We start from the raw sequence: 22958 nt of genomic DNA on the forward strand, positions 1-22958 counted from the left end.
AACGAAAAATGGGGGTTAACGGCCTGCGGTCATATCTTGCAACATCGCCTGCCGCCGCCTCGCCTCGCTGCGCCGCATCAGATACCAGGCCAGGAACGTGGCCAATGACACCGCCAGGATGATCAGCGTGGCCAAAGCATTGATCTTGGGCGAAACGCCCAGACGCACCGAGGAGAACACCACCATGGGTAGCGTGGTAGCACCCGGCCCCGAGACGAAGCTGGCGATTACCAGGTCGTCAAGCGACAGGGTGAAGGCCAGCAGCCACCCCGCCGCCAGCGCCGGTGCGATCACCGGCAGGGTAATCTGGAAGAAGGTGCGCACCGGCCTGGCACCGAGGTCCATGGCGGCTTCCTCGATGGAGAGGTCCACCTCACGCAGGCGTGACGCGACCACCACCGCCACGTAGGCGCTGCAGAAAGTGGTGTGGGCGATCCAGATGGTGACCATGCCGCGGTCCGCCGGCCAGCCGATCAACTGCGCCATGTGTACGAACAGCAGCAGCAACGACAGGCCGGTGATCACCTCGGGCATTACCAGCGGTGCGGTGACCATGCTCGAGAGCGCTGTCTTGCCGCGGAAGCGGGCGAAACGCACCATCACGAAGGCAGCCAGCGTGCCCAGGCACACCGCCATGGAAGCGGAAAAGAAGGCGATCCGCAGGCTGGTCCATACCGCCGAGAGGATCTGCTGGTCGCGAAACAGCTCCACGTACCAGCGTGCAGAGAACCCCGCCCACACCGTCACCAGGCGCGACGAATTGAACGAGTAGATCACCAGGATGATCATCGGCAGGTAGAGAAACACCAGCCCGGCGATCAGCATCAGCGTGGTGAAGGATGGCTTGCGCATGGTCACTCCTCCAGCTCACGGGACTGGTAGCGGTGAAACAGGGCGATCGGCACGATCAGGATCGCCAGCATCACCATCGCCAGCGCCGACGCTACCGGCCAGTCGCGGTTATGGAAGAACTCCTCCCACAGCACCTTGCCGATCATCACCGTGTTGGGGCCGCCGAGCAGCTCGGGAATCACGTACTCCCCCACCGCCGGGATGAACACCAGCATCGAGCCGGCAATGATGCCGCCCTTCGACAGCGGCAAGGTCACGCGGAGAAAGGTATTGAACTTGCGCGAGCCGAGATCCGAGGCCGCCTCCAGCAGCGAGCCATCGAGCCGGGTCAGGTTGGCGTAGAGCGGCAGCACCATGAACGGCAGGTAGGCATAGACGATGCCCAGGATCACGGCGAAGTTGGTGTTGAGCATACGGATCGGCGAGTCGATCAGCCCTGCCCAGATCAGCAAATTGTTGACCAGGCCGTTGTTGCTGAGGATACCCATCCAGGCGTAGACCCGGATCAGGAACGAGGTCCACGACGGCAGCATCACCAGCAGCAGCAGCACCAACTGCCAGTGGGAAGGCGCTCGGGCCATGGCATAGGCCATGGGGTAGCCGATCGCCAGGCACAGCACGGTAGCCAGCAGGGCGATCTTCACCGAGCCCCAGTAGGCCGAGACATAGAGCGTGTCGGTGGTCAGGAACAGATAGTTGCTGAAGGTGACGACGACGTTCAGCGTCTCGTTGGCGTAGTCGAAGATGGCGCCGTAGGGCGGTATCGAGATGGCCGCCTCGGAGAGGCTGATCTTCAGCACGATACCGAACGGCAGCAGAAAGAACAGGGTCAGCCACAGCAGCGGTACGGCGATGACCCAGCCGCGGCCGGGCTTGAGCAACCGCCGCAGACGAACGGCAATATTGGACATGTGAATCTCCCCCCGGCGGGCCGCACGGGTGCTGGCCGGCCCGTACTCTCATTCAGTCGTGCAGGCCCGCTCAGTCGTGCAGGGTGATGGCGCTCTGGTCGTCCCAATGAACGAATACCGACTCGTCCCAGCGCGGTCGGTCGCCGCGACGCTCGGTATTGGCCATGCTGGCCTTGACCCGTTGGCCACTCTCGAGCCGCACGTAGTAAACCGAGAAGCCACCGAGGTAGGCGATGTCCTCGACGATGCCGGCCGCCCAGTTGAACTCGCCAGGCGGTCGCTCGCGGGTAAGACAGGTCTTTTCCGGGCGCACGGCGACCCACACCCGGCGCTCGTCGGCCTGGGTGCTGACGCCGTGGCCGATACGAATCGTGCGGCCAAGCGAGGTACTCTCGATGATGCAGTGGTCGGTCTCGTCGACCACGATCTCACCCTCGAACAGGTTCACCGTGCCGACGAACTCCGCCACCATGCGGTTGACCGGGCTCTCGTAGACATCAATGGGAGTACCCACCTGGACGATCCAGCCATCGGCCATGATCGCCACCCGGTCGGCCATGGTCATGGCCTCCTCCTGATCGTGAGTGACCATGATGCAGGTCACCCCGACCCGCTCGAGGATCTGGACCACTTCGAGCTGCATCTCGGTGCGCAGCTTCTTGTCCAGCGCCCCCATCGGCTCGTCGAGCAGCAGCAGCTTGGGCCGCTTGGCCAGCGAGCGCGCCAGTGCCACGCGCTGGCGCTGACCGCCGGAGAGCTGGTGCGGCTTGCGCCGGGCATAGGCCTCCATGTGCACCAGCTTGAGCATCTCGGCCACGCGCTCATCGATCTCGCGGCGCGGCAGCTTGTCCTGCTTGAGGCCGAAGGCGATGTTCTGCGCCACCGTCATGTGGGGAAACAGCGCGTAGGACTGGAACATCATGTTGATCGGCCGCTCATAGGGCGGCATGGCGGTGATGTCCTCTCCGTCGAGCACGATCTGCCCTTCGCTGGGCTTCTCGAAGCCGGCCAGCATGCGTAACAGCGTCGACTTGCCTGAACCGGAGCCACCCAGCAGCGCGAAGATCTCGCCGCGGCGAATCGACAGGCTGACGTCGTCCACCGCCAGCACGCCATCGAAGCGCTTGCTGACGCGGCGGATCTCCATCAACGCCTCGCCGTGGGCAGGGCGCGGCTTGCCCACCGTGGCGTCGACATCGGGTGGGCGCTCAACGGTTCGTCGCGCAGCATCGGCAGCTTGGATCTGGGATTGCGGCATCGCAGCTTCTCCTGTGGGCAAACAAGAGTTTGTCGGCGTCTCTGCCGGCCCCGCAGGGCCGGCGCGGAGAGGTCAGATGCCGGATTTCACGCGGTTCCACACGCGAGTGCGCACGCGCTGTACGGCCAAGGGCTTCTCTTCCTGCACGAACAGGTTATCCATCACTTCCTGGTCGGGATAGATCGCCGGATCGTTGAGAATGTCCGGGTCGAGGAACTCGTTGGCGGCAATGTTGGGGTTGGCATAGACCACGTATTCGGTGATGCCGGCGGCAATCTCGGGCTCGAGAATGAAGTTGATGAAGGCATGGGCGTTGTCCGGGTTGGGGGCATCCGCAGGAATCGCCATCATGTCGAACCACAGCGCCGCGCCCTCCTTGGGAATGGAGTAGGCAATGGTGAAGTCGCGCCCCGCCTCCTCGGCACGGTCGGCGGCCTGGAAGATGTCGCCGGAATAACCCGCCGCCACGCAGATGTCGCCATTGGCGAGATCCGAAATGTAGCGCGACGAGTGGAAGTAGGTGATGTTGTCACGCACCGCGGCAATCAGGTCGCCAGCCGCTTCGATATCCGCGGATTCGCTGGAAAGCGGGGACAGCCCCAGGTAGGCCATGCCGGCGGAAAGCATGTCGTCACCCGTGTCCAGCATGGCAATACCGCAGCCGCCCTCGTGCAGCGCGGCAGTGACCTCGGGATCGAAGATCAGCGCCCAGGAGTCGAGCGGTGCGTCCTCGCCGAGGATATCGGTGACCCGCTCGACGTTGTAGCCGATGCCGTTGGTGCCCCACATGTAGGGGATGGAATAGCGGCTACCGGGGTCGATCGACTCCAGGTCATCCATCAGCTCGGGATTGAGGTTCTCCATGTTGGGGATCTTGTCGTGATCCAGCTCCATGTAGACCCCGGCGCTGACCTGGCGGGTCAGGTAGTGATTGGAGGGCACCACCACGTCGTAGCCGGAGCGGCCCGAGAGCATCGCGGCATCGAGCACTTCGTTGCTGTCATAGACGTCGTAGATGACACGAATGCCGGTGGCTTCGGTGAACTTCTCCAGGGTATCCGGCGCGATGTAGTCCGACCAGTTGTAGACCCGCACCTCATTGGCCTGGGCGGCGGTGGCGACAATGGCCAGTGAGCCTAGCGCAATGGCCAGCGGCAGCTTGCGTTGACGTGACATGATGACACCTCTTGTTTGCGTTGTTGTCGTAAGTCCGGTCACGACGCCGGCCGGACATTCTCTCCCTGCCTTCAGCAATGGCCCATCGCAAAGTGCACCAGGCCTGGCGGTAAAGCACGCCGCCCAGGAGCCACCAGTGTCCTGAACCGGGGGTCTCCCCTCGCGGGCCCGGGCTCAGGAAACTAGACGCTCAACAGCAGGAACTCCCTCTCCCACGAGCTGATGACCTTCTTGAAATTCTCGTTCTCAACCCGCTTGACGGCGACGTAGCCGGTGACGAAACGGTGGCCCATGCAGCGCTCCAGCTCGCTGCAGTTCTCCATCCGCTCCAGCGCCTGCTCGAGGGTGAACGGCAGACGCAGATTGCGCCGCTCGAACGCACGCCCCTGCACCGGCGCAGAGGGGTTGAGCTGCTGTACCATGCCCAGGTAGCCGCACAGCAGGCTTGCCGCAATGGCCAGGTAGGCATTGGCATCGGCACCAGGCAGGCGGTTCTCGATACGCCGGTTCTGTGGCGAAGAGTCGGGTACGCGCAGGCCGCAAGTGCGGTTCTCCTCCCCCCACTCCACATTGACCGGGGCCGAGGTGTCGGGCAGGAAACGGCGGAAAGAGTTGACGTTGGGCGCCATCAGCGGCAGTGCCTCGGGGATGAAGCGCTGCATGCCGCCGATATGATGCAGGAACAGCTGGCTCATGGAGCCATCCTCGTTGGCGAACACGCTCTTCCCGGTCGTGGCATCCAGCACGCTCTGGTGGATGTGCATGGCGCTGCCGGGCTCGTTGGTGATCGGCTTGGCCATGAAGGTGGCCACGACATCGTGCTTGAGCGCCGCCTCGCGCAGGGTGCGCTTGAACAGGAATACCTGGTCGGCCAGCATCAGCGGGTCGCCGTGACGGAAGTTGATCTCCATCTGGGCGGTACCCTCTTCGTGGATCAGGGTGTCGATATCCAACCCCTGGACCTCGCACCAGTCGTACATGTCCTCGAACAGCGGATCGAACTCATTGGCCGCATCGATGGAGAACGATTGCCGCCCGGTTTCCTGTCGTCCGCTCCGGCCGATGGGGGGTAGCAGCGGCAGGTCGGGGTCCTCGCAGCGCTTGGTCAGGTAGAACTCCATCTCCGGCGCCACCACAGGTTTCCAACCCTGTTCGGCATACAGCGCCAGCACCCGCTTCAGTTGGTTGCGAGAGGAGAGTTCAATGGGATTACCCATCTTGTCATAGCAGTCGTGAATCACCTGGGCAGTGGGCTCGAGCGCCCAGGGTACTGGATAGACCGCGGAGATATCGGGCCGGCAGAGCATGTCGATATCGGCGGGATCGAGCAGCGAGTAATAGAGTTCATCCTCGACGTAGTCGCCGGTCACGGTCTGCAGCAGCACGCTTTCGGGAAGACGCATGCCCTTCTCGGCCATGAACTTCGAAACCGGCGTGATCTTGCCGCGGGCGATACCGGTAATGTCGCTGACCAGGCACTCCACCTCAGTGATGCGTCGCTCCTTCAGCCAGCTTTCCAGGTCTTTCATAAGAACCTCATTGCGGCCCGTCCCGGGCGTCACGTTCGTTATAGTCGGTCGCGCAGCTTGTAGAAAGTGGTCGCCAGTACCAGCAGCGGCGTGCGCAGTCGCTCGCCACCGGGGAAGCGACGATGTGGCATGGCGGCAAAGACGTCGAAACGCTCGCTCTGCCCGGCAATGGCCTCGCCGACCAGCTTTCCGGCCAGCCCGGCCAGCGCCATGCCGTGCCCCGAATAGCCCTGGGTATAGTAGACGTTGCTGCCAAGGCGGCCGAAGTCCGGCGCACGGTTGAGCGTGATCGCCACGTCACCGCCCCAGCGGTAGTCGATGCGCACGCCTTCGAGCGCCGGGAACAGGCGTGCGATCTTGGCGTCCATGCGCTGCTGCAGGCCGTGCGGTTCCCGGCCATCGTAGCTGACTTCACCGCCATAGATCAGCCGCTTGTCGGCTGAAAGGCGGTAGTAGTCGAGGACGAAGTTGGCATCGGACAGGGCGTCGTTGCGTGGCAGTACCTGAGCAGCCCGCTCTTCGCCCAGCGGCTCGGTGGCAACGATGTAGTTGGCCGCGCGCATGATGCGGCCTTCCAGCTCCGGCAACAGCCGGCCCAGGTAGGCGTTGGCCCCCACCACCACGAAATCTGCCGTGACCTCGCCCTGTGCGGTTACCACGGTGGCGGGCTGGCCGCGGCGAATGGTCAGGGCCGGGCTGTGCTCGTGAATCGTCACACCAGCCTGCTGGGCCGCCCGTGCCAGCCCCAGGGTGTAGTTGAGCGGGTGCAGGTGGCCACCCTCATTCTCGTAGAGTGCCCCCGGATAGACGTCTGTTGCCACGTGCTCGCGCAACGCCTTGCCCTCGAGCCAGGTGAGCGCCTCGTAGCCGTAATCACGAGCCAGACGCTCCTGCATCTGCTGCAACTCGCGTACATGGCGCGGCTTCACCGCGGCGTGCAGGTAACCCCAGGCGAGGTCGCAGGGAATCGCATGGCGTTCGATGAGTTCGGTAGTCAGGCGCACCGCCTCACGGCTCAACGCCCAGACTTCACGGGCACACTCGCGCCCCAGCGCCTGCTCCACGGTGGCGATATCGGTACCCAACCCGGGCAGGATCTGGCCACCGCTGCGGCCGGAAGCGCCGAACCCGATCTCATGGGCTTCGAGCAGCGCCACCGAGTAACCACGCTCGGCCAGGTGAAGCGCCGCGGAGCAGCCGGTGATACCGCCCCCGATCACGCACGCATCGACCCGTCGCGGCCCGGCAAGCGGCGGGCATGCTCGATCGAGCTGCACCGCGATCGAATCGCGGTAGTAGGATGCGGGGCTATCGGCCTGGGTGGCAGTGGACATGCGACGTATTCCTGAAGCGCTAAACCGGCTCAACGAATTCAATCAGTCTGGCATCAAACCGCCAAGACATGTCAAGTATTCAATAACGACTTTACTTGCTCCACCATGCCAAAGAAACCCTCGACAAGGAACGTGAAAGGCACAACCACGCCTAATCCCCCGTACACCATCGGCTCTCACCATGCCTTTTCACCCTGGCCATCAGGTCAAAAACGTCAATTAATAACCATCATCCGCAGCACGACAGCATCAACAGGCTGCCAGCTACGGCGCTCGTGGCAAACGGATCGAGGGAGCCCATGGCCACCAGATGAAGGTATGCCGCAGGCCGGGTAAGGGGAGGTGTCTGGTGCCCCTCAGCGCGAGGCGCAAACCGGGCAAGCGGGGTCACGCGGCACCTGATAGTGGCGCCATTGCCCCGCCAGGCCATCGAAGGTGGAAAGCCCACGATGGGGAGTGCCGGCACCGCTGAGCAGCTTGACCGCCTCTAGCGCCTGGAAGCAGCCGATCAGCCCTACCAAGGGCGCCACCACGCCGTTCTCGGCACAGCGCAGCTCCTCGTCGCCGCCCTCTCCCGGGGGGTAGAGGCAAGCGTAGCAGGGCGATGCCGCATCGCGTGGGTCGAACACGGCGAGCTGTCCCGAGAAGCGGATCGCCGCTCCCGAGACCAGCGGCACCCCGGCGCGCAGGCAGGCCGCGTTGATCGCGTAGCGACTGGAAAATCGATCGGTGCAGTCGAGTACCAGATCGACCTCCGCCACCAGCGCATCGAGCGCCTCGCCGGAGAGATGCTCCTCGACTACGCGAATTTCGCAGCCTGGGTTCAGCGCCATGGCGGAGTCGCGGGCGGAGCGCGCCTTGTTGCACCCCAGGTCGGCCATGCCGTGGGCGATCTGGCGCTGCAGGTTGGAGAGTTCCACCTCGTCGGCGTCGGCCAGGGTCAGGTGACCCACCCCGGCGGCGGCCAGGTAGAGTGCCACCGGCGAGCCCAGCCCACCGGCGCCCACCACCAGCGCACGCGAGGCCAGCAGGCGCTCCTGCCCCTCGATATCGATCGCCTCCAGCATGATCTGCCGGCTGTAGCGCAGCAGCGCCTCGTCGTTCATTGTCATTACTTGTCTTCCAGCTCCTCGATGTCGGGCACGTAGAGCGAAAACTCCTCCTTGACCTCCTCCATCACCACGTAGCTCTTCGACTCCTTGACCCCGGGCAGGGTCAACACCACGTCGCCGAGCAATTGGCGGTAGGCGGACATCTCGGGAATCCGGCACTTGAGAATGTAGTCGAACTGACCCGAGACCAGATGACACTCCTGGATCTGCGGCAGGCGGGACACGGCACGGCGGAACTCGTCGAACACCGCCGGCGACTGGGTCTCGAGGCTGATCTCGACGAATACCAGCAGGTTGGCCTTGAGCGAGCGGGGATTGAGTATCGCCTTGTAGCCGCGGATGACGCCGGACTTCTCGAGGCGCTTGACGCGCTCCAGACAGGGTGTGGTGGAGAGTCCGACCTGGGCGGCCAGGTCGACGTAGGAGATACGGGCGTTGTCCTGCAGGCAGCGCAGAATCTTGAGATCGATACGGTCGAGCGAGCGTGTCTTGGTTTTCATTATCGTGCCGTGGGAAGCCGAGTCATAGTGAGTGAAGCGTCGCCATGACAGCAGATCGACCTGAAAAAGCGCGGGAATCAGGCGTGCTGCTGGTGTTCGGTCACACAAACATGCCGACATTTGGAATTATTTCCTGAACAGATGTACCACAGCGTCCACTCCCCCTCCAATACGCCTCCCTCAACGCTGGCTTGGCCGCCGACCGAAGGTGACCCGCTGCTGCCCGCCCAGGTCCCGCCGGCTGGACACCTCCACATACCCCCTCTCCTCCAGCAGCTGGCGCACGGCAGTCGCCTGGTCGTGGCCGTGTTCCAGGGCCAGCCAGCCTCCTGGCAGCAGATGGACCATGCCCCGTTCAGCGATATGGCGCAGGTCGGCCAGCCCGGCATCCGCCGCCACCAGCGCGCTCCTGGGTTCGAAGCGCACGTCGCCCTGCGCCAAGTGCGGGTCCTGCGGATCGATATAGGGCGGATTGGCCGCGATCAGGATGAAACGTTCCTCCGCCAGGGCGGCAAACCAGTCGCTAGCCAGGAAGCGCGCATTGACGATGCCCAGCCGCTGGGCATTCGTCTCGGCCAGCGCCACCGCCTCGGGCATCCGGTCGACGCCGAGCGCTTCCCAAGCGGGACGCTCACTGGCAAAGGCCAGCGCAATGGCGCCGGTGCCTGTCCCCAGGTCGAGCAGGCGGCCCGATGGCTCGTCCGAGAGTTCGAGCAGCACTTCCACCAAGGTTTCGGTATCCGGGCGCGGAATCAGGGTATGTGGCGAGGTAGCCAGGGCAAGCCCCCAGAACTCCCGCTCACCGGTGAGGTAGGCCACGGGGCGACCCGCCGCCCGTGCGGCGACCAGCGCCTCGAAGCGGGCTCGCGGGAAGGTTTCTGCCGATCTGTCGCCCCAGGTATAGAGCCAGGTGCGGTCGACGCCCAGCACGTGGCACAGCAGCACTTCGGCATCGAGCCGCGGGCTGGCCGACCCCGATCGGGCCAAGCGCTCGGCCGCCCGCGCCAGCAGCAGGTCGAGACGCATCAGGCTTCCTGCTGCAGCGCCGCGAGCTGCTCGGCCTGGTGCTCGTGGATCAGGGGGTCGAGGACCTCGTCGAGCTCGCCGGCCATGACCTCGCCAAGCTTGTAGAGGGTGAGATTGATACGGTGGTCGGTCAGCCGCCCCTGGGGAAAGTTGTAGGTACGGATGCGCTCGCTGCGATCGCCCGAGCCGACCAGGCTGCGGCGCGTGTCGGCCTGCTCGCGCTGGCGGCTCTCCACGGCGTTCCGCTTGAGCCGGGCAGCCAGCAGCGACATCGCCTTGGCCCGGTTCTTGTGCTGGCTGCGCTCCTCCTGGCATTCGACCACCACCCCGCTGGGCAGGTGGGTGATGCGGATCGCCGAGTCGGTGGTGTTGACGTGCTGACCGCCGGCGCCGCTGGAGCGGAAGGTATCCACCCGCAGGTCGGCGGGATTGATGTCGACGTCGCCGACCTCGTCGGCCTCGGGCATGACCGCCACGGTACAGGCGGAAGTGTGGATACGCCCCTGAGACTCCGTCGCTGGCACACGCTGTACGCGATGCGCGCCCGATTCGAATTTCAGCCGGGCATAGACCCCTTCTCCCTTTACCCGCGAGATGAGTTCCTTGTAGCCGCCCTGCTCGCCGTGACTGGCACTGATCACCTCGACCTTCCAGCCCTGCTTCTCGGCGTAGCGTGAGTACATGCGGAACAGGTCGCCGGCAAATAGCGCCGCTTCGTCGCCGCCGGTGCCGGCGCGAATCTCGAGGAAGACGTTGCGGCTGTCGTCGGGGTCGCGCGGCACCAGCAACTGCTTGAGGCGCACCTCCAGCGCCTCCAGCCGCTCCTGCCCCTCTTCCAGCTCCATCTGGGCCAGCTCGCGCATCTCGGCATCGCTGTCATCGGCCAACTGCGCGGCGTCTTCGAGATCGCTCTCGACCGCTCGGTAGTCGCGCCAGGCCTCGACCAAGTATTCGAGTTCGGCATATTCCCGGGAATAGTCGCGGAAGCGAGGCTGATCGTTGATCACCTCGGGCTCCGCCAGCAAGGCGGCGAGCTCCTCGAAGCGCTCGACGAAGCCATCGAGACGCTGGCGCAGGGTCGCTTTCATGGCGTGTCCTGTCAGGGTTTCGTTGATGTGGAATCGAGCAGCAGCGCCTCGGCAGCGGTGAGCAGGTCGCGCCGCTCGCCGCCGGATGCCTCGCGCAGGGCCACCGTGGGCCGATGCAGCAGCCGGTTGGTGAGCTGATGAGCCAACAGGCGAATCACTTCTTCTGGATCCTCGCCTCGCGCCAGCTTTGCCAACGCCTGGCGCTCGGAGTATTCGCGCAGCTCGGCCGCCTGGTCGCGGTAGCGGCGAATCAGCTCCCCGCTACTGCGGATGCGTCGCTCGTGCAGCCAGACGTGCACGCCATGCTCGATCAGCGCTTCCGCCTGGTCGGCAGCCGCCTGACGATGACGGCGGTTCTCCTGGATCACCTCGTTGAGGTCGTCGACGGTATAAAGGAAGATGTCGTCCAGCTCGCCGACTTCGGGCTCGATGTCCCGCGGCACGGCAATGTCGACCATGAAGATCGGTCGATGGCGACGCTTCTTCAGCGCCCGTTCCACCATGCCCTTGCCCAGGATCGGCAGCGGCGAGGCGGTGGAAGAGATGACGATGTCGGCACGGGCCAAGGCGTCGGGGATCTCGTTGAGCGAGAGCGCCTCGGCGTTGAACTCGCCGGCCAGCACCTCGGCACGCTCCCGCGTACGGTTGGCCACGATCATGTTGCGCACGCCGGCCTCGCGCAGGTGCCGGGCCACCAGTTCGATGGTTTCCCCGGCGCCGACCAGCAGCGCCCGTGAGCGGCCGAAGTCATCGAATATCCGGCTGGCCAGGCTCACCGCGGCATAAGCCACCGAGACCGGGTTCTGACCGATCCCGGTGCGGGTACGCACCTGCTTGGCCACTGCGAAGGTATGCTGGAACAGCAGTTCCAGCTCACCGCCCAGCCCGCTCGCCTGGCGCGCCGACTGGTAGGCCTCCTTGAGCTGGCCGAGTATCTGGGGTTCGCCCAGCACCATCGAGTCCAGCCCGACGGCGACGCGCATCAGGTGGCGCGCGGCATCATTGTCCAGATAGTGGTAGGCGCAGGCAGCAAGCTCCTCGAATGCCAACCCATGGAAGTGGCTCAACCAGTCGAGAATGATCCGCTCGCCGCTGGGCTCCGTGACACAGTAGAGCTCCGTGCGGTTGCAGGTCGAGAGCACCGCCGCTTCGTGCACCTGCGGAAGCTGGCGCAGTTCGGTCAGCGCCGACTCCAGCTGAGCAGGGGTAAAGGCGACCCGCTCGCGCACCGCGACATTGGCCGTCCTGTGGTTGATTCCAAGGGCAAGGAGCGTCATGCGTTAAGCGTCTTCGGTGATGTCGGCCGGCGGCACCGTAAATGAAAAAAACGTCTCTGCGGCGCTGCATTCTATCACAGCCTTTCCAACTCAGCGCCAGGCACGCGGATCCGGCAATTGACGTGCGACAAGGCAGGGCACATTCATCGAGCCGCATCGTCGACGCAGCGATCCCTTTGCCCATGGGCTGCTAGCCGGTATGCTGGCAGCTCGGGACACCGGATGAGATACGCATGCCCTCGACGCTGATACGCTCCTCACGCCAAGGACTGGCAGTGCTTGGCCTGACCGTTCTGCTGGGCGGTTGCCAAGGCTTGGCCTCCTCCCCCTTCGGCACGATTCAAGAAGACCCCATGGCCTCGGCACCGCCCATCGAGCGCGGGCTGGACGCGGAGGGGCTGGCCACGCTGCTGACGGCTGAATTCGCAGGGCAGCGCGGCGATTATCGCCGCGCCACGCTGGGCTACCTGGCCATGGCCGAACGCTACAGCGCTGCGCAACTGGCGGAGCGCGGTACGCTGGCCGCACGCTTCAGCAACGACATCCTGCTGCTCGAGCAGGCCGTGAACACCTGGCACGAGATCGACCCCGTCGCGGAGGCGCCGTTGCGCCTGCTCGCCGGCTTGGCCCTGCAGCGCAGCGATTGGACCACGGCACTGGACAGGCGGCTGACCCTGGTGGAACAAGGGCTGCACGGCGAGCTGGCACTATTTGCCGAACTCGCCCTGGAGTCAGGCACCGACCCGATTCCCTTGCGCGAACGGCTGCGGGAGCATCTCGAGCGTACCGGGGCCGGGACCCACCCCCACTATTACGATGCCGTACTGGCCATGGCGATTCTCGAGGCAGCCACTGGCCAGCGCCAGCAAGCCGAAAGACGCCTGGATCTGCTTGCCCGCAATCACTCGGAGCTACCCGCGCTGTGGCTGACGCGAGCCCAATTGGCCCTGGAGGCCAACAGCCCACGCCAGGCCCGCGAGGCCGCCCGCCGCGGCCTCGAAGTTTCGCCTGGCGACCCGCGCTTCCTGCTGCTGTTGGCCCAGGCCGAGCTGATGCTGGGCAATGTCGCCGCCGCCGAGGAACACACCTCGACCCTGCTGAACGAACACGTTGGCAACCAGGAGCTGCAAATCTCGCTGGCCCGCCTCTATCTGGAGGACAATCACCTGGACGCGGCCCGGCGTCTGCTGCTGCCGCTGGTCGGCAGCGACGAACCCCCTCCCGCCGCCTTCTACCTGATGGGCACCATTGCCGAGGAAGAGGGCGAAGTCGACAATGCCCTGCTCTACTACCGTCAAGTGGCGCCCGGCAGCGATTTCCTCCGCGCCCGCCTGCGTGCCGCCCAGATGCTGATCGAGGACGACCGCCTGCTCGACGCCCGCGCCTTCCTGCGTATCGAGCGCCTGCGTCATGAATCGCGTTTCAGCGAACTGGTCGCGCTGGAGGTAGAGCTGCTCGACGGAGCCGGGCTGCGCACCGAAGCCGATGCCCTGCTCAACCGCGAGCTCGCACGCACCCCCAACGACGAGCCGCTACTCTATCTGCGCGCCATGCGCGCCTGGGAGCATGGCGACCTCGAAGCCATGGAGCGAGATCTGGGCCGTATCATCGAAGCCAACCCCGAGAACGCCTCCGCCCTCAATGCGCTGGGCTATACGCTGGCGGACCTCAACATCGAGGAGCGCCTGGAGGAGGCCCGCGAGCTCATCGAACGCGCCCATGAGCTCGAGCCCGGCAGCCCCGCCATCATGGACAGCCTGGGCTGGGTCTACTATCGCCTGGGCGACCCGGAGCGCGCCCTGCCGTGGCTGGAACGCGCCTATGCCAGCATGCCCGACCAGGAGATCGCCGCCCACCTGGCCGAGATCCTCTGGGCACTGGAGCGACACGAGGAGGCCAAGCGAGTCGTGGAGCAAACGCTGCGCCGCTACGACGAACATCCGCTGATCGATGAACTCCTCGAACGCATTCCCGAACTGGCCCCCTGATCACCCATAGTCAACGAGACGATGCCATGAGACGCCCCTCTTCCGCGATACGCTGGTTTGCCGTGAGTCTCAGCCTTGCCCTGCTGACCGGCTGTGCCACCCCGGGCACGGCACCGGACGGCGAGCGCGCGACCGACCAGTGGGAAGCCCAGCAAGAGCGCCTGGAAGCCCTGGACACCTGGATCCTGGTCGGCAAAGCCGGGCTGCGCACGCCACAGGAGTCGACCAGCGCCAATCTCGACTGGAGCCAGCACCCACATTATTACCGCATGCTCATCAGCGGCCCCTTCGGCAGCGGCCGCAACCTGCTGGAAGGTCGCGAGGGGCGCTTCTCGCTGACCAACGCCGAAGGACGCTTCGAGGCCGCAACCCCCGAGGCCCTCATGCAGCAGCAACTGGGCTGGTCGCTGCCGGTCAGTTCGCTGGCCGACTGGATCCGCGGCCTGCCCGCCGACCACAGCCGCTACCAGCTCGAGCATGACGAACGGGGCTTCCCCCAACAGCTCGAGCAGGATGGCTGGCAGATCGTCTATCGCGACTGGACCCAGGTCGAGTCGCTGTGGCTGCCGCGCCGCCTGATCATGGAGTACGACGACCTGCGCGTAACGCTGGTCGTCACGGAGTGGCGCCCCGTAGTCGATGACTGAGCCGTTGATGACTGAGCCGACGAATGAACCGATGACCGAGACGATGAGCGAGCTCGTCCTGCCGGCCCCGGCCAAGCTCAACCGCATGCTGCATATCGTCGGCCGCCGGGCAGACGGCTACCATGAGCTGCAGACGCTGTTCCAGTTCCTCGATCATGGCGACACCCTGCGGTTGCGCCGTAGAGAAGATGGAGAGATACGGCTGACCCCACCCATTGCCGGGCTGGCCGATAGCGACAATCTGGTCGTACGGGCAGCCAGGCTGCTGCAGGCCGAGACCGGCTGCCAACTGGGCGCCGATATTCACCTGACCAAGCGCCTGCCCATGGGTGGAGGCCTGGGCGGCGGCAGCAGCGATGCCGCTACGGCCCTGCTCGGGCTCGACCGCCTGTGGCAGCTCGACCTTTCGCTCGAGCGCCTCGCGGAGTTCGGCCTGCGCCTCGGCGCCGACCTGCCGGTGTTCATTCGCGGCCACTCCGCCTGGGCCGAAGGCGTGGGCGAGAAGCTCACGCCGGTCGCTCTCGATACCCCCTGGTTCGTGGTCGTCCACCCCGGTATCGAGGTCGCTACCGGCGCGGTGTTCGGGGCGGCACAATTGACACGTAACACGCCCCCGATTACCATGGCGCGCGCACTGCAGGGGGGAGCGCCCAGCTGGCACAACGACTGCGAGCCAACGGTCAGGTCACTCTATCCGCAAGTCGCCGAAGCGCTCGACTGGCTTGGCAGCCGGGCACCCGCCATGCTGACGGGAACCGGCGCCTGCATCTTCGCCCGGCTAGACTCGGAAGATACGGCAAGGCGCCTATTGGCCGACTTGCCAGGCCGCTATACTGCTTTCACGGCCCGCGGCCTGAACCTCTCCCCGCTACATGCTGCTCTAGGCCGATGAGCGAGGTGCCAGTGAGCGCCCGAATTGCTGCGCTTGCGGTATCCTGGCTCATCGCCGATTGAGCTCCCCAACACTGCATAGGTGGATGCGCGTGTCAAAATTGATGGTTTTTGCCGGGAATGCCAACCCCGAACTCGCCCAGAAGATCGCCGAGAGTCTCGATACTCGCATGGGGAATGCCACGGTCGGGCAGTTCAGCGATGGTGAAATCGCGGTCGAGATCAACGAGAACGTTCGCGGCAAGGACGTTTTCATTCTGCAGTCCACCTGCGCACCGACCAACGACAACCTGATGGAACTGATCCTGATGGTGGATGCCCTGCGGCGGGCCTCGGCTACCCGGATTACCGCCGTGGTGCCCTACTTCGGCTACGCGCGCCAGGACCGTCGGGTGCGTTCCGCTCGGGTACCGATCTCGGCCAAGGTAGTAGCCGACATGATGGTCAAGGCTGGCGTCGACCGGGTAATGACCATGGACCTGCACGCCGACCAGATTCAGGGCTTCTTCGACGTGCCGGTGGACAACGTATACGGCTCGCCGATCCTGCTCGACGACATCGAGCGCCAGAACTACGACGACCTGGTGGTGGTGTCGCCGGACGTGGGCGGCGTGGTTCGCGCCCGCGCCATCGCCAAGCAGCTCAACGCCGACCTCGCCATCATCGACAAGCGTCGCCCCCAGGCCAATCAGGCCCAGGTGATGCACATCATCGGCGAGATCGAGAACCGCACCTGCGTGGTGGTGGACGACATGATCGATACCGCCGGCACCCTGTGCAAGGCCGGCGACGCGCTGAAGGATCATGGCGCGCGCCGCGTGGTGGCCTATGCCACCCACCCGATCCTCTCGGGCCCGGCGGTGGAGAACATCACCGGTTCGGTTCTCGACGAGGTGGTGGTGACCGATACCATCCCGCTGTCCGACGTCGCCCGTCGCAGCGGCAAGATTCGTCAGCTCAGCGTGGCCGGCCTGATCGCCGAGGCGATCCGCCGCGTCAGCAACGAAGAATCCGTCAGCGCCATGTTCCACTGAGTCTCTCAACGACTCTCAGCAAGAACAGGGCGCCGGAGTAGCGCCCCCACGGGGGCTTTCGGGAGCGTCGCGATCAGGTCGCGGGTCGCACGTATCCCTTACATTCAGCAAGAGGCAACAACATGTCCGATTTCACTCTCAATGCCAGCGTTCGTAACGACCTGGGGAAAGGTGCGAGCCGCCGCCTGCGTCGTGCGAACCTCGAGGTACCCGCCATCGTCTACGGTGGCGAGAAAGCGCCCCAGCCGATCTCCGTCGAAAAGGCCGCGTTCTACAAGGCCATCGAAGACGAATCCTTCTTCTCTTCAGTGCTCAACCTGGTCATCGATGGCCAGAAAGAGCAGGTCGTGGTGCGTGACCTGCAGCGCCACCCGTACAAGCCACTGATCACCCACGCCGACTTCATGCGCGTGGATGCCACCCACGAAATCACCATCAGCGTACCGCTTCACGTGGTGGGCGAAGAGAAGTCCAAGAGCATCAAGGATCATGGCGGCGAGCTGCACGTGCTCTCCAACGAAGTCCAGATCAGCTGCCTGCCGAAGGACCTGCCGGACTTCCTGGAAGTCGACGTCAGCGACGTCGAGCTGGGCACCACCCTGCACCTCTCCGACCTCAAGCTGCCGGCCGGTGTCACTCTGGTCGAACTGACTCATGGCGCCGACCATGACAACGCCGTGCTGAGCATCACCAAGCCGAAAGTCCGCGGCGAAGCGGCCGAAGGCGAAGAAGGTGAGGAAGGCGAAAACAGCGCCGAGTAAACTGCGCTGTCGGGGCTGCCCTAGGGCAGCCCCCAACCCAATCAAGCGCTGCGGCGCTTGTTTTTGTTTGGAGGCCCCGCATGCCCCAGGTCAAGGCGATCATCGGGCTGGGCAACCCCGGTGACAACTACGCCGCCACGCGCCATAACGCTGGCGCCTGGCTGGTCGAGATCCTGGCTCGCCAGGCCGGCACCGAGCTGCGTCCGGAGAAGAAGTTCCTCGGCCTTTATGCCAAGGTGCTGCTCGACGGACACGAGCTACACCTGCTCGAGCCCACCACCTTCATGAATCGCAGCGGTGGCGCCGTCGCAGCCCTGTGCCAGTTCTACAAGATCGCTCCCGACGAGTTGCTGGTAGCCCACGACGAACTGGATATCCCTCCCGGCACCGCCCGCTACAAGCAGGGCGGCGGGCACGGCGGCCACAACGGCCTGCGCGACATCATCAGTGCGCTGGGTGACAAGGGTTTCAATCGCCTGCGCATCGGCATCGGCCACCCCGGCGACTCCCGCCAGGTGACGAACTACGTGCTGGGGCGCCCCGGCAAGGCGGAGCTCGTGGCCATCGGCGCCGCGCTCAATGAGTGCCTGGCGACGCTGCCTCTTGCCGCGTCGGGTGAATGGGCCCGCGCCATGAGCCGGCTGCACAGTTTCTCAGGCTGATCTAGAATAGCGCCCGTTCGCGAGCACCACTCGCCCTCTTATTCAGGACATCACCATGGGTTTCAACTGCGGTATCGTCGGCCTTCCCAACGTGGGCAAATCGACGCTCTTCAACGCCCTGACCAAGTCCGGCATCGATGCCGAGAACTTTCCCTTCTGCACCATCGAGCCCAACGTCGGCATCGTGCCGATGCCCGATCCGCGCCTCGACAGGCTGGCTGAAATCGTCAAGCCGCAGAAGGTGATCCCCACTACCATGGAGTTCGTCGACATCGCCGGACTGGTGGCGGGCGCCTCCAAGGGCGAGGGGCTCGGCAACAAGTTCCTGGCCAACATCCGCGAGACCCAGGCCATCGCCCATGTGGTGCGCTGCTTCGACAATGACAACGTCATCCACGTGGCCAACCAGGTCGATCCGCGCGCGGACATCGAGATCATCAACATGGAACTCGCGCTGGCCGATCTCGACACCGTCGAGCGCGCCATCCAGCGCCTGGTGCGCGTGGCCAAGGGCGGCGACAAGGATGCCATCGCCACCAAGGCTATCCTGGAGCGCATCCAGCCACACCTGGCCGAGGGCCAGCCGCTGAGAAGCTTCGGCCTCGACGACGACGAGAAGAAGCAGCTCAAGAGCTTCGGCTTCCTGACGCTCAAGCCGACCATGTACATCGCCAACGTCAACGAGGACGGCTTCGAGAGCAACCCCTATCTCGACATCGTCAACGAGATCGCCGCCGAGGAAGGCGCGGTGGTGGTGCCGGTATGCAACCAGTTGGAAGCCGAGATCGCCGAGCTGGACGATGACGAGCGCGCCATGTTCCTCAGTGAAATGGGCATGGAGGAGCCGGGACTCGACCGCGTGATCCGCGCCGGCTACAAGCTGCTCGGCCTGCAGACGTACTTCACCGCAGGCGTCAAGGAAGTCCGGGCCTGGACGGTCAGGGTCGGCGCCACCGCCCCCGAGGCCGCCGGCGTGATCCACACCGACTTCCAGAAGGGCTTCATCCGCGCCGAGGTCATCGCCTACGACGATTTCGTCGCCCTGGGCGGTGAACAGGGCGCCAAGGACGCTGGCAAGTGGCGCCTGGAAGGCAAGGAGTACGTGGTGCAGGACGGCGACGTGATCCACTTCCGCTTCAATGTGTAGCCAGAAACCTTGACCTCGAAGAGCCAAATCCGTAGACTTCGCCTCCGTTGATTGGCTACGTAGCTCAGTTGGTTAGAGCACATCACTCATAATGATGGGGTCCCCTGTTCGAGTCAGGGCGTAGCCACCAGAGATCGAAAAAACCCGGCGCCTCCTGGCGCCGGGTTTTTCGTGGTGGCGGCTCAGCCCAGTCGCGGGCGGTTGACGAAGGCCACCAGCGCTCGGGTCAGGTACTCCACGTCCTTGGCGCCTGCGGTTTCGCGGATCGAGTGCATGGCCCACTGCGGCACGCCCACGTCCAGCGTCGGCACGCCGAGTTCGGTGGCCGTGATCGGCCCGATGGTACTGCCGCAGCCCATGTCGGCGCGGGTGACGAAGGTCTGCACCGGCACGCCTGCCTCGCGGCACAAATCGCGGAACAGCGCCGAAGTCGCGCTGTTGGTGGCATAGCGCTGGTTGGCGTTGACCTTGATCACCGGGCCGCCGTTGAGGACCGGCCCATGGGCGGCATCATGCTTGTCGGGAAAATTGGGATGCAGGGCGTGGGCATTGTCGCAGGAGATCATCAGTGAGGCCTGGATCAGGCGAATGAAGCCCTCGTCGCCCGGCTCACCCAACTGGGCGTTGACACGCCGCAGCACGTCGCCGAGAAAGGGTCCCTGGGCACCGCAGGCGCTGGCGCTGCCGACCTCCTCGTGGTCGTTGGCGACCAACACCGCGCCCTGGCTGCCATCGCTCTCCAGCAGCGCTTCCAGCCCGATGAAGCAGGAGAGCAGGTTGTCCAGGCGCGCGCTGGCCACCAGCTCCCGCTCGACACCGACCAGCGCCGGCGGCTGCACGTCATGGAGCGCCAGCTCGAAGTCGAGGATCTCGGCTCCCGTGATGCCGTGCTGTGCTTCCAGCCACTCGAGCAACAGCCGCTGCAGGTCGGCTTTATCCCCGCCCTGCAGGAACACCGGCGGCATCTGGGTCTGGGCATTGATCGCCCGCCCGCTGTTGACCTCGCGATCGAGATGAATCGCCAGGCTGGGGATGATGGCAATCGGCCGGTTCACATGCAGTAGCACGCCTTCAAGGCGGCCGTCGGGATGTCTCACGTGCACTCGCCCGGCCAAGGCAAGGTCACGGTCGTACCAAGGGGCCAGCAGCACACCGCCATAGAGTTCGACACCAAGCTGCAGCCAACCGGCAGCTGTCTGGGCAGCATGCGGCTTGAGCCGCAAGCCGGGGCTGTCGGTATGGGCACCGATCATGCGCAGCGCCTCGAGTCCTTCGCGGGGCAGTTGCACGGCCACGATGGACGAGCCGTTGCGCGTGACGTAGACCCTCTCACCGGCCGAGAGCTGCCAGGCCTGGCTCTCGTCGAGCCGGCGAAAACCGGCGGCATCGAGCCGCTCCGCCATGGCCGACACGGCATGCCAGGGCGTAGGGGAACGGTATAGAAAGTCGAGCAGACGCTCGAGTCGGGCTTCCCGAGACATGAGGCTCCTCATAGGGGTCGTGGTTGACGCGAGAACTGCTACAATGCGATGTCTGCCTTGGCAACTCACAGGCCATACGCTTGTCTAGGGAAGGAAGTGTACACGAAACCAGGGGTGCTTCATTGATGAGCCAGTTTGTCGTTATTCGGCACACAGCGATCCTGACGCTGGTGCTGCTGTTGTCATGCACTCAACTGGCGCTTGCCCAGATCCAGCCCGGCGACGATCAGCGTCAAGCCGCAGTGGAAGTCGCCGAGTCGCTGCGCTATGGCCACTATGCCGACACCCCTCTCGATGACACCTGGTCACGGCTGGCCTTCGAGCGCTATCTCGACATTCTCGACGGCCAGCGCGCCTTTCTGCTCGAGAGCGATGTCGAGGAGTTTCGCCACCTCGAGGACCGCATCGACGACCTGCTCTTCGACGGTGACCTGGCACCCGTCTACCAGCTCTACCAGCGCTATCACGATCGCGCGGAAAGCCGCTTCGAGTGGCTGCTCGAGGCTCTCGACGAGGGCCTCGAGTTCACCTACGAGACCGATCAGCGTCTTGACCTGGACCGTCGTGAGGTACCCTGGCCCAGCAGTGAAGCCGAACTCGATGACCTGTGGAGCAAGCGCCTGAAGAACGCCGCCCTCACACTGGACATCAGCGGCCAGGATGAGGAGCAGGTAGAGAACAACCTGCGCCAGCGCTACGAAGGTCAGCTCTCGCGTCTGCGCCAGACCAACGGCGAGGACGTGTTCGGCCTGTTCATGGCAGCGGTGACCAGCAGTATCGACCCGCACACCGAGTATCTCTCTCCCCGCCAGGGCGAATCGTTCGACATCCAGATGCGGCTGTCGCTGGAAGGCATCGGCGCCATGCTGCAGTCCGACGGCGAGTACGTGAAGGTGACGAGCCTGGTGCCCGGCGGCCCGGCCGATCGTGCCGGCGTGCTCGAGCCCGCCGACCGCATCGTCGGCGTGGGCCAGGAGGACGAGGAAGACATCGTCAACGTCGTCGGCATGCGCCTGGACGAAGTGGTCGATCTGATCCGCGGCCCCAAGGGAACCGTGGTGCGCCTCGAGGTGGTCCCGGCCGAGGCGGTGGACATGACCCGCTCGCATACCGTCGAGATCACCCGAGACACCGTTGACCTCGAAGAGCAGGCGGCCAAGGGCGAGATCGTCGAAGTGGAGCGAGATGATGGCATCAAGCGCGTCGGCGTGATCACCATCCCGACCTTCTACGTCGACTTCGACGCCTGGCAGTCCGGCGCCGAGGAGTTCCGCAGCACCACCCGCGACGTGGCGCGCGAAGTCGAGCGGCTCAAGGCGGAAGGTGTCGACGGCATCATGCTCGACCTGCGCAACAACGGCGGCGGCGCCCTGCAGGAAGCCAACTCCCTGCTCGGCCTGTTCATCGACCGCGGCCCCACCGTCCAGGTACGCGACGCTCGCGGCCGCATCAGCCTGTATGGCGATACCGAAGCGGGAACCCTTTACGATGGCCCGCTGGCCGTACTGGTCAACCGCCTGTCGGCTTCGGCCTCCGAGATCTTCGCCGGCGCCATCCAGGACTACGGTCGCGGCCTGGTACTGGGCAGCGCCACCTTCGGCAAAGGCACCGTGCAGACCCTGAACGACCTGAGCCACGGCCAGATCAAGCTGACCCGGGCCAAGTTCTATCGCATCTCGGGCGAGAGCACACAGCATCGTGGCGTCGAGCCCGACATCCTGTTTCCCGACATGGTCGACCCGGAGCGAATCGGCGAGAGCAGCCTGGATAATGCGCTGGAGTGGGATACCGTCCAGGCGGTCCAGTACCGTCATTACGGCGAGCCCTGGGAGTATCTCGAGACGCTGCGCTCCCGACATCGCGAACGAGCCGACTCCCATCCCAACTTCGTCTACCTGAAGGAACGCGTCGACCTGGCGCGCCGCATGCGCGAAGAGCAAACCAGCGTCAGCCTCGATCGCGAGCAGCGCCAGCGCGAAGTGGAAGCCCGTGACGCCGAGCAGCTGGCCCTCGAGAATCGCCGCCGTGCAGCCCTGGGCCTGGAGCCGCTGGACGAACTGATCGATGCACGTGGTGAAGACGAAGAGGATAGCAGCGAGGACGAATCGGTAGATCGGGTGCAAGTGATCGAGGCCGCCGCCGTCCTTGCCGACTATGCCGAACTGACCCACCGACGCCTGGCCGGCCGCTTCTGAGGGCCGCCCCTCCCGGGGCGGGCCCTCGCAAGGGACCCGCCCCTCGTCGTCTCACAACCCCGTCCTTGAACTCACTCTCCCTGCACCCC

General features: G+C 64.9%; 20 protein-coding genes and 1 tRNA gene. 9 read left to right on the forward strand and 12 right to left on the reverse strand.

Features of this window, described 5'->3' with window-relative positions; genetic code table 11:
- Positions 1 to 15: 15 nt before the first annotated feature.
- The 11 genes from ACUY1T_RS04590 to hemA form a co-directional block, all read right to left on the reverse strand.
- Positions 16 to 852: an ABC transporter permease subunit gene (locus ACUY1T_RS04590; protein WP_446020538.1), complete on the reverse strand. Its 837-nt coding sequence runs from the start codon at positions 850 to 852 to the stop codon at positions 16 to 18.
- Positions 853 to 854: 2 nt separating this feature from the next.
- Positions 855 to 1763 carry an ABC transporter permease subunit gene (locus tag ACUY1T_RS04595; protein ID WP_446020539.1) on the reverse strand — a complete coding sequence of 303 codons (909 nt, stop codon included), beginning with the start codon at positions 1761 to 1763 and terminating at the stop codon, positions 855 to 857.
- A 70-nt stretch (positions 1764 to 1833) separates the two neighbouring features.
- Positions 1834 to 2910 carry an ABC transporter ATP-binding protein gene (locus tag ACUY1T_RS04600; RefSeq protein WP_446020757.1) on the reverse strand — a complete coding sequence of 359 codons (1077 nt, stop codon included), beginning with the start codon at positions 2908 to 2910 and terminating at the stop codon, positions 1834 to 1836.
- Positions 2911 to 3093: 183 nt separating this feature from the next.
- The gene (locus tag ACUY1T_RS04605) at positions 3094 to 4197 is read right to left on the reverse strand and encodes a polyamine ABC transporter substrate-binding protein (RefSeq protein WP_446020540.1); all 1104 of its coding nucleotides are present in this window, start codon (positions 4195 to 4197) and stop codon (positions 3094 to 3096) included.
- Between the two features lie 182 nt (positions 4198 to 4379).
- The gene (locus ACUY1T_RS04610) at positions 4380 to 5726 is read right to left on the reverse strand and encodes a glutamine synthetase family protein (RefSeq protein WP_446020541.1); all 1347 of its coding nucleotides are present in this window, start codon (positions 5724 to 5726) and stop codon (positions 4380 to 4382) included.
- A gap of 38 nt (positions 5727 to 5764) precedes the next feature.
- Positions 5765 to 7060 (reverse strand): NAD(P)/FAD-dependent oxidoreductase, encoded by a 1296-nt coding sequence (locus tag ACUY1T_RS04615; protein ID WP_446020542.1) that lies wholly within the window; start codon positions 7058 to 7060, stop codon positions 5765 to 5767.
- Positions 7061 to 7416: 356 nt separating this feature from the next.
- Complete coding sequence (locus ACUY1T_RS04620) at positions 7417 to 8166, reverse strand: HesA/MoeB/ThiF family protein (RefSeq protein ID WP_446020758.1); 750 nt, start codon at positions 8164 to 8166, stop codon at positions 7417 to 7419.
- Between the two features lie 5 nt (positions 8167 to 8171).
- Positions 8172 to 8672 (reverse strand): Lrp/AsnC ligand binding domain-containing protein, encoded by a 501-nt coding sequence (locus ACUY1T_RS04625; RefSeq protein ID WP_446020543.1) that lies wholly within the window; start codon positions 8670 to 8672, stop codon positions 8172 to 8174.
- A gap of 180 nt (positions 8673 to 8852) precedes the next feature.
- Positions 8853 to 9698 carry a peptide chain release factor N(5)-glutamine methyltransferase gene (gene prmC, locus ACUY1T_RS04630; protein ID WP_446020544.1) on the reverse strand — a complete coding sequence of 282 codons (846 nt, stop codon included), beginning with the start codon at positions 9696 to 9698 and terminating at the stop codon, positions 8853 to 8855.
- On the reverse strand, positions 9698 to 10786 hold the full coding sequence (gene prfA / locus ACUY1T_RS04635; RefSeq protein WP_446020545.1) for a peptide chain release factor 1: 1089 nt from the start codon (positions 10784 to 10786) through the stop codon (positions 9698 to 9700). Before prfA ends, prmC begins: the two co-directional genes overlap by 1 nt.
- 11 nt (positions 10787 to 10797) lie before the next feature.
- Positions 10798 to 12063, reverse strand: a complete 1266-nt coding sequence (gene hemA, locus ACUY1T_RS04640) for a glutamyl-tRNA reductase (RefSeq protein WP_446020546.1) — start codon at positions 12061 to 12063, stop codon at positions 10798 to 10800.
- Positions 12064 to 12296: 233 nt separating this feature from the next.
- On the opposite strand from hemA, the gene ACUY1T_RS04645 reads away from it, so the two are divergent.
- From ACUY1T_RS04645 to ACUY1T_RS04680, 8 genes are all read left to right on the forward strand, one after another.
- A complete protein-coding gene (locus tag ACUY1T_RS04645) occupies positions 12297 to 14051 on the forward strand; it encodes a tetratricopeptide repeat protein (RefSeq protein ID WP_446020547.1) in 1755 nt (584 codons plus the stop codon).
- 26 nt (positions 14052 to 14077) lie between these two features.
- Positions 14078 to 14698 carry a lipoprotein insertase outer membrane protein LolB gene (gene lolB / locus ACUY1T_RS04650; RefSeq protein ID WP_446020548.1) on the forward strand — a complete coding sequence of 207 codons (621 nt, stop codon included), beginning with the start codon at positions 14078 to 14080 and terminating at the stop codon, positions 14696 to 14698.
- Positions 14699 to 14741: 43 nt separating this feature from the next.
- Positions 14742 to 15590, forward strand: coding sequence for a 4-(cytidine 5'-diphospho)-2-C-methyl-D-erythritol kinase (ispE, locus tag ACUY1T_RS04655; RefSeq protein ID WP_446020549.1), 849 nt, complete (start codon positions 14742 to 14744; stop codon positions 15588 to 15590).
- 91 nt (positions 15591 to 15681) lie between these two features.
- A complete protein-coding gene (locus tag ACUY1T_RS04660) occupies positions 15682 to 16623 on the forward strand; it encodes a ribose-phosphate pyrophosphokinase (protein ID WP_010629229.1) in 942 nt (313 codons plus the stop codon).
- 122 nt (positions 16624 to 16745) lie between these two features.
- Complete coding sequence (locus ACUY1T_RS04665) at positions 16746 to 17384, forward strand: 50S ribosomal protein L25/general stress protein Ctc (RefSeq protein WP_446020550.1); 639 nt, start codon at positions 16746 to 16748, stop codon at positions 17382 to 17384.
- 80 nt (positions 17385 to 17464) lie between these two features.
- Positions 17465 to 18046 (forward strand): aminoacyl-tRNA hydrolase, encoded by a 582-nt coding sequence (pth, locus tag ACUY1T_RS04670; protein ID WP_446020551.1) that lies wholly within the window; start codon positions 17465 to 17467, stop codon positions 18044 to 18046.
- A 55-nt stretch (positions 18047 to 18101) separates the two neighbouring features.
- The gene (gene ychF / locus ACUY1T_RS04675) at positions 18102 to 19193 is read left to right on the forward strand and encodes a redox-regulated ATPase YchF (RefSeq protein WP_446020552.1); all 1092 of its coding nucleotides are present in this window, start codon (positions 18102 to 18104) and stop codon (positions 19191 to 19193) included.
- 53 nt (positions 19194 to 19246) lie between these two features.
- Positions 19247 to 19323, forward strand: a tRNA-Met gene (locus ACUY1T_RS04680).
- A 52-nt stretch (positions 19324 to 19375) separates the two neighbouring features.
- Here the strand turns inward: ACUY1T_RS04680 and ACUY1T_RS04685 are convergent.
- Positions 19376 to 20674, reverse strand: a complete 1299-nt coding sequence (locus tag ACUY1T_RS04685; RefSeq protein ID WP_446020553.1) for a M18 family aminopeptidase — start codon at positions 20672 to 20674, stop codon at positions 19376 to 19378.
- A gap of 125 nt (positions 20675 to 20799) precedes the next feature.
- Between ACUY1T_RS04685 and ACUY1T_RS04690 the strand changes: the two genes are divergently transcribed.
- Entirely contained in the window at positions 20800 to 22869 is a 2070-nt protein-coding gene (locus ACUY1T_RS04690; protein WP_446020554.1) for a carboxy terminal-processing peptidase, read from the forward strand.
- Positions 22870 to 22958: the final 89 nt, after the last annotated feature.

This window comes from Billgrantia sp. Q4P2 (assembly GCF_052806135.1).

Coding starts and splice junctions, on each gene's coding strand:
- ACUY1T_RS04595 (WP_446020539.1), bottom strand. CDS start 1,763: ATGTCCAATATTGCCGTTCGTCTGCGGCGGTTGCTCAAGCCCGGCCGC.
- ychF (WP_446020552.1), top strand. CDS start 18,102: ATGGGTTTCAACTGCGGTATCGTCGGCCTTCCCAACGTGGGCAAATCG.
- ACUY1T_RS04690 (WP_446020554.1), top strand. CDS start 20,800: ATGAGCCAGTTTGTCGTTATTCGGCACACAGCGATCCTGACGCTGGTG.
- prfA (WP_446020545.1), bottom strand. CDS start 10,786: ATGAAAGCGACCCTGCGCCAGCGTCTCGATGGCTTCGTCGAGCGCTTC.
- ACUY1T_RS04620 (WP_446020758.1), bottom strand. CDS start 8,166: ATGAACGACGAGGCGCTGCTGCGCTACAGCCGGCAGATCATGCTGGAG.
- ACUY1T_RS04600 (WP_446020757.1), bottom strand. CDS start 2,910: ATGGAGATCCGCCGCGTCAGCAAGCGCTTCGATGGCGTGCTGGCGGTG.
- ACUY1T_RS04605 (WP_446020540.1), bottom strand. CDS start 4,197: ATGTCACGTCAACGCAAGCTGCCGCTGGCCATTGCGCTAGGCTCACTG.
- ACUY1T_RS04665 (WP_446020550.1), top strand. CDS start 16,746: ATGTCCGATTTCACTCTCAATGCCAGCGTTCGTAACGACCTGGGGAAA.
- lolB (WP_446020548.1), top strand. CDS start 14,078: ATGAGACGCCCCTCTTCCGCGATACGCTGGTTTGCCGTGAGTCTCAGC.
- ACUY1T_RS04615 (WP_446020542.1), bottom strand. CDS start 7,060: ATGTCCACTGCCACCCAGGCCGATAGCCCCGCATCCTACTACCGCGAT.
- ispE (WP_446020549.1), top strand. CDS start 14,742: ATGAGCGAGCTCGTCCTGCCGGCCCCGGCCAAGCTCAACCGCATGCTG.
- ACUY1T_RS04610 (WP_446020541.1), bottom strand. CDS start 5,726: ATGAAAGACCTGGAAAGCTGGCTGAAGGAGCGACGCATCACTGAGGTG.
- ACUY1T_RS04625 (WP_446020543.1), bottom strand. CDS start 8,672: ATGAAAACCAAGACACGCTCGCTCGACCGTATCGATCTCAAGATTCTG.
- ACUY1T_RS04590 (WP_446020538.1), bottom strand. CDS start 852: ATGCGCAAGCCATCCTTCACCACGCTGATGCTGATCGCCGGGCTGGTG.
- ACUY1T_RS04685 (WP_446020553.1), bottom strand. CDS start 20,674: ATGTCTCGGGAAGCCCGACTCGAGCGTCTGCTCGACTTTCTATACCGT.
- ACUY1T_RS04645 (WP_446020547.1), top strand. CDS start 12,297: ATGCCCTCGACGCTGATACGCTCCTCACGCCAAGGACTGGCAGTGCTT.
- prmC (WP_446020544.1), bottom strand. CDS start 9,698: ATGCGTCTCGACCTGCTGCTGGCGCGGGCGGCCGAGCGCTTGGCCCGA.
- hemA (WP_446020546.1), bottom strand. CDS start 12,063: ATGACGCTCCTTGCCCTTGGAATCAACCACAGGACGGCCAATGTCGCG.
- pth (WP_446020551.1), top strand. CDS start 17,465: ATGCCCCAGGTCAAGGCGATCATCGGGCTGGGCAACCCCGGTGACAAC.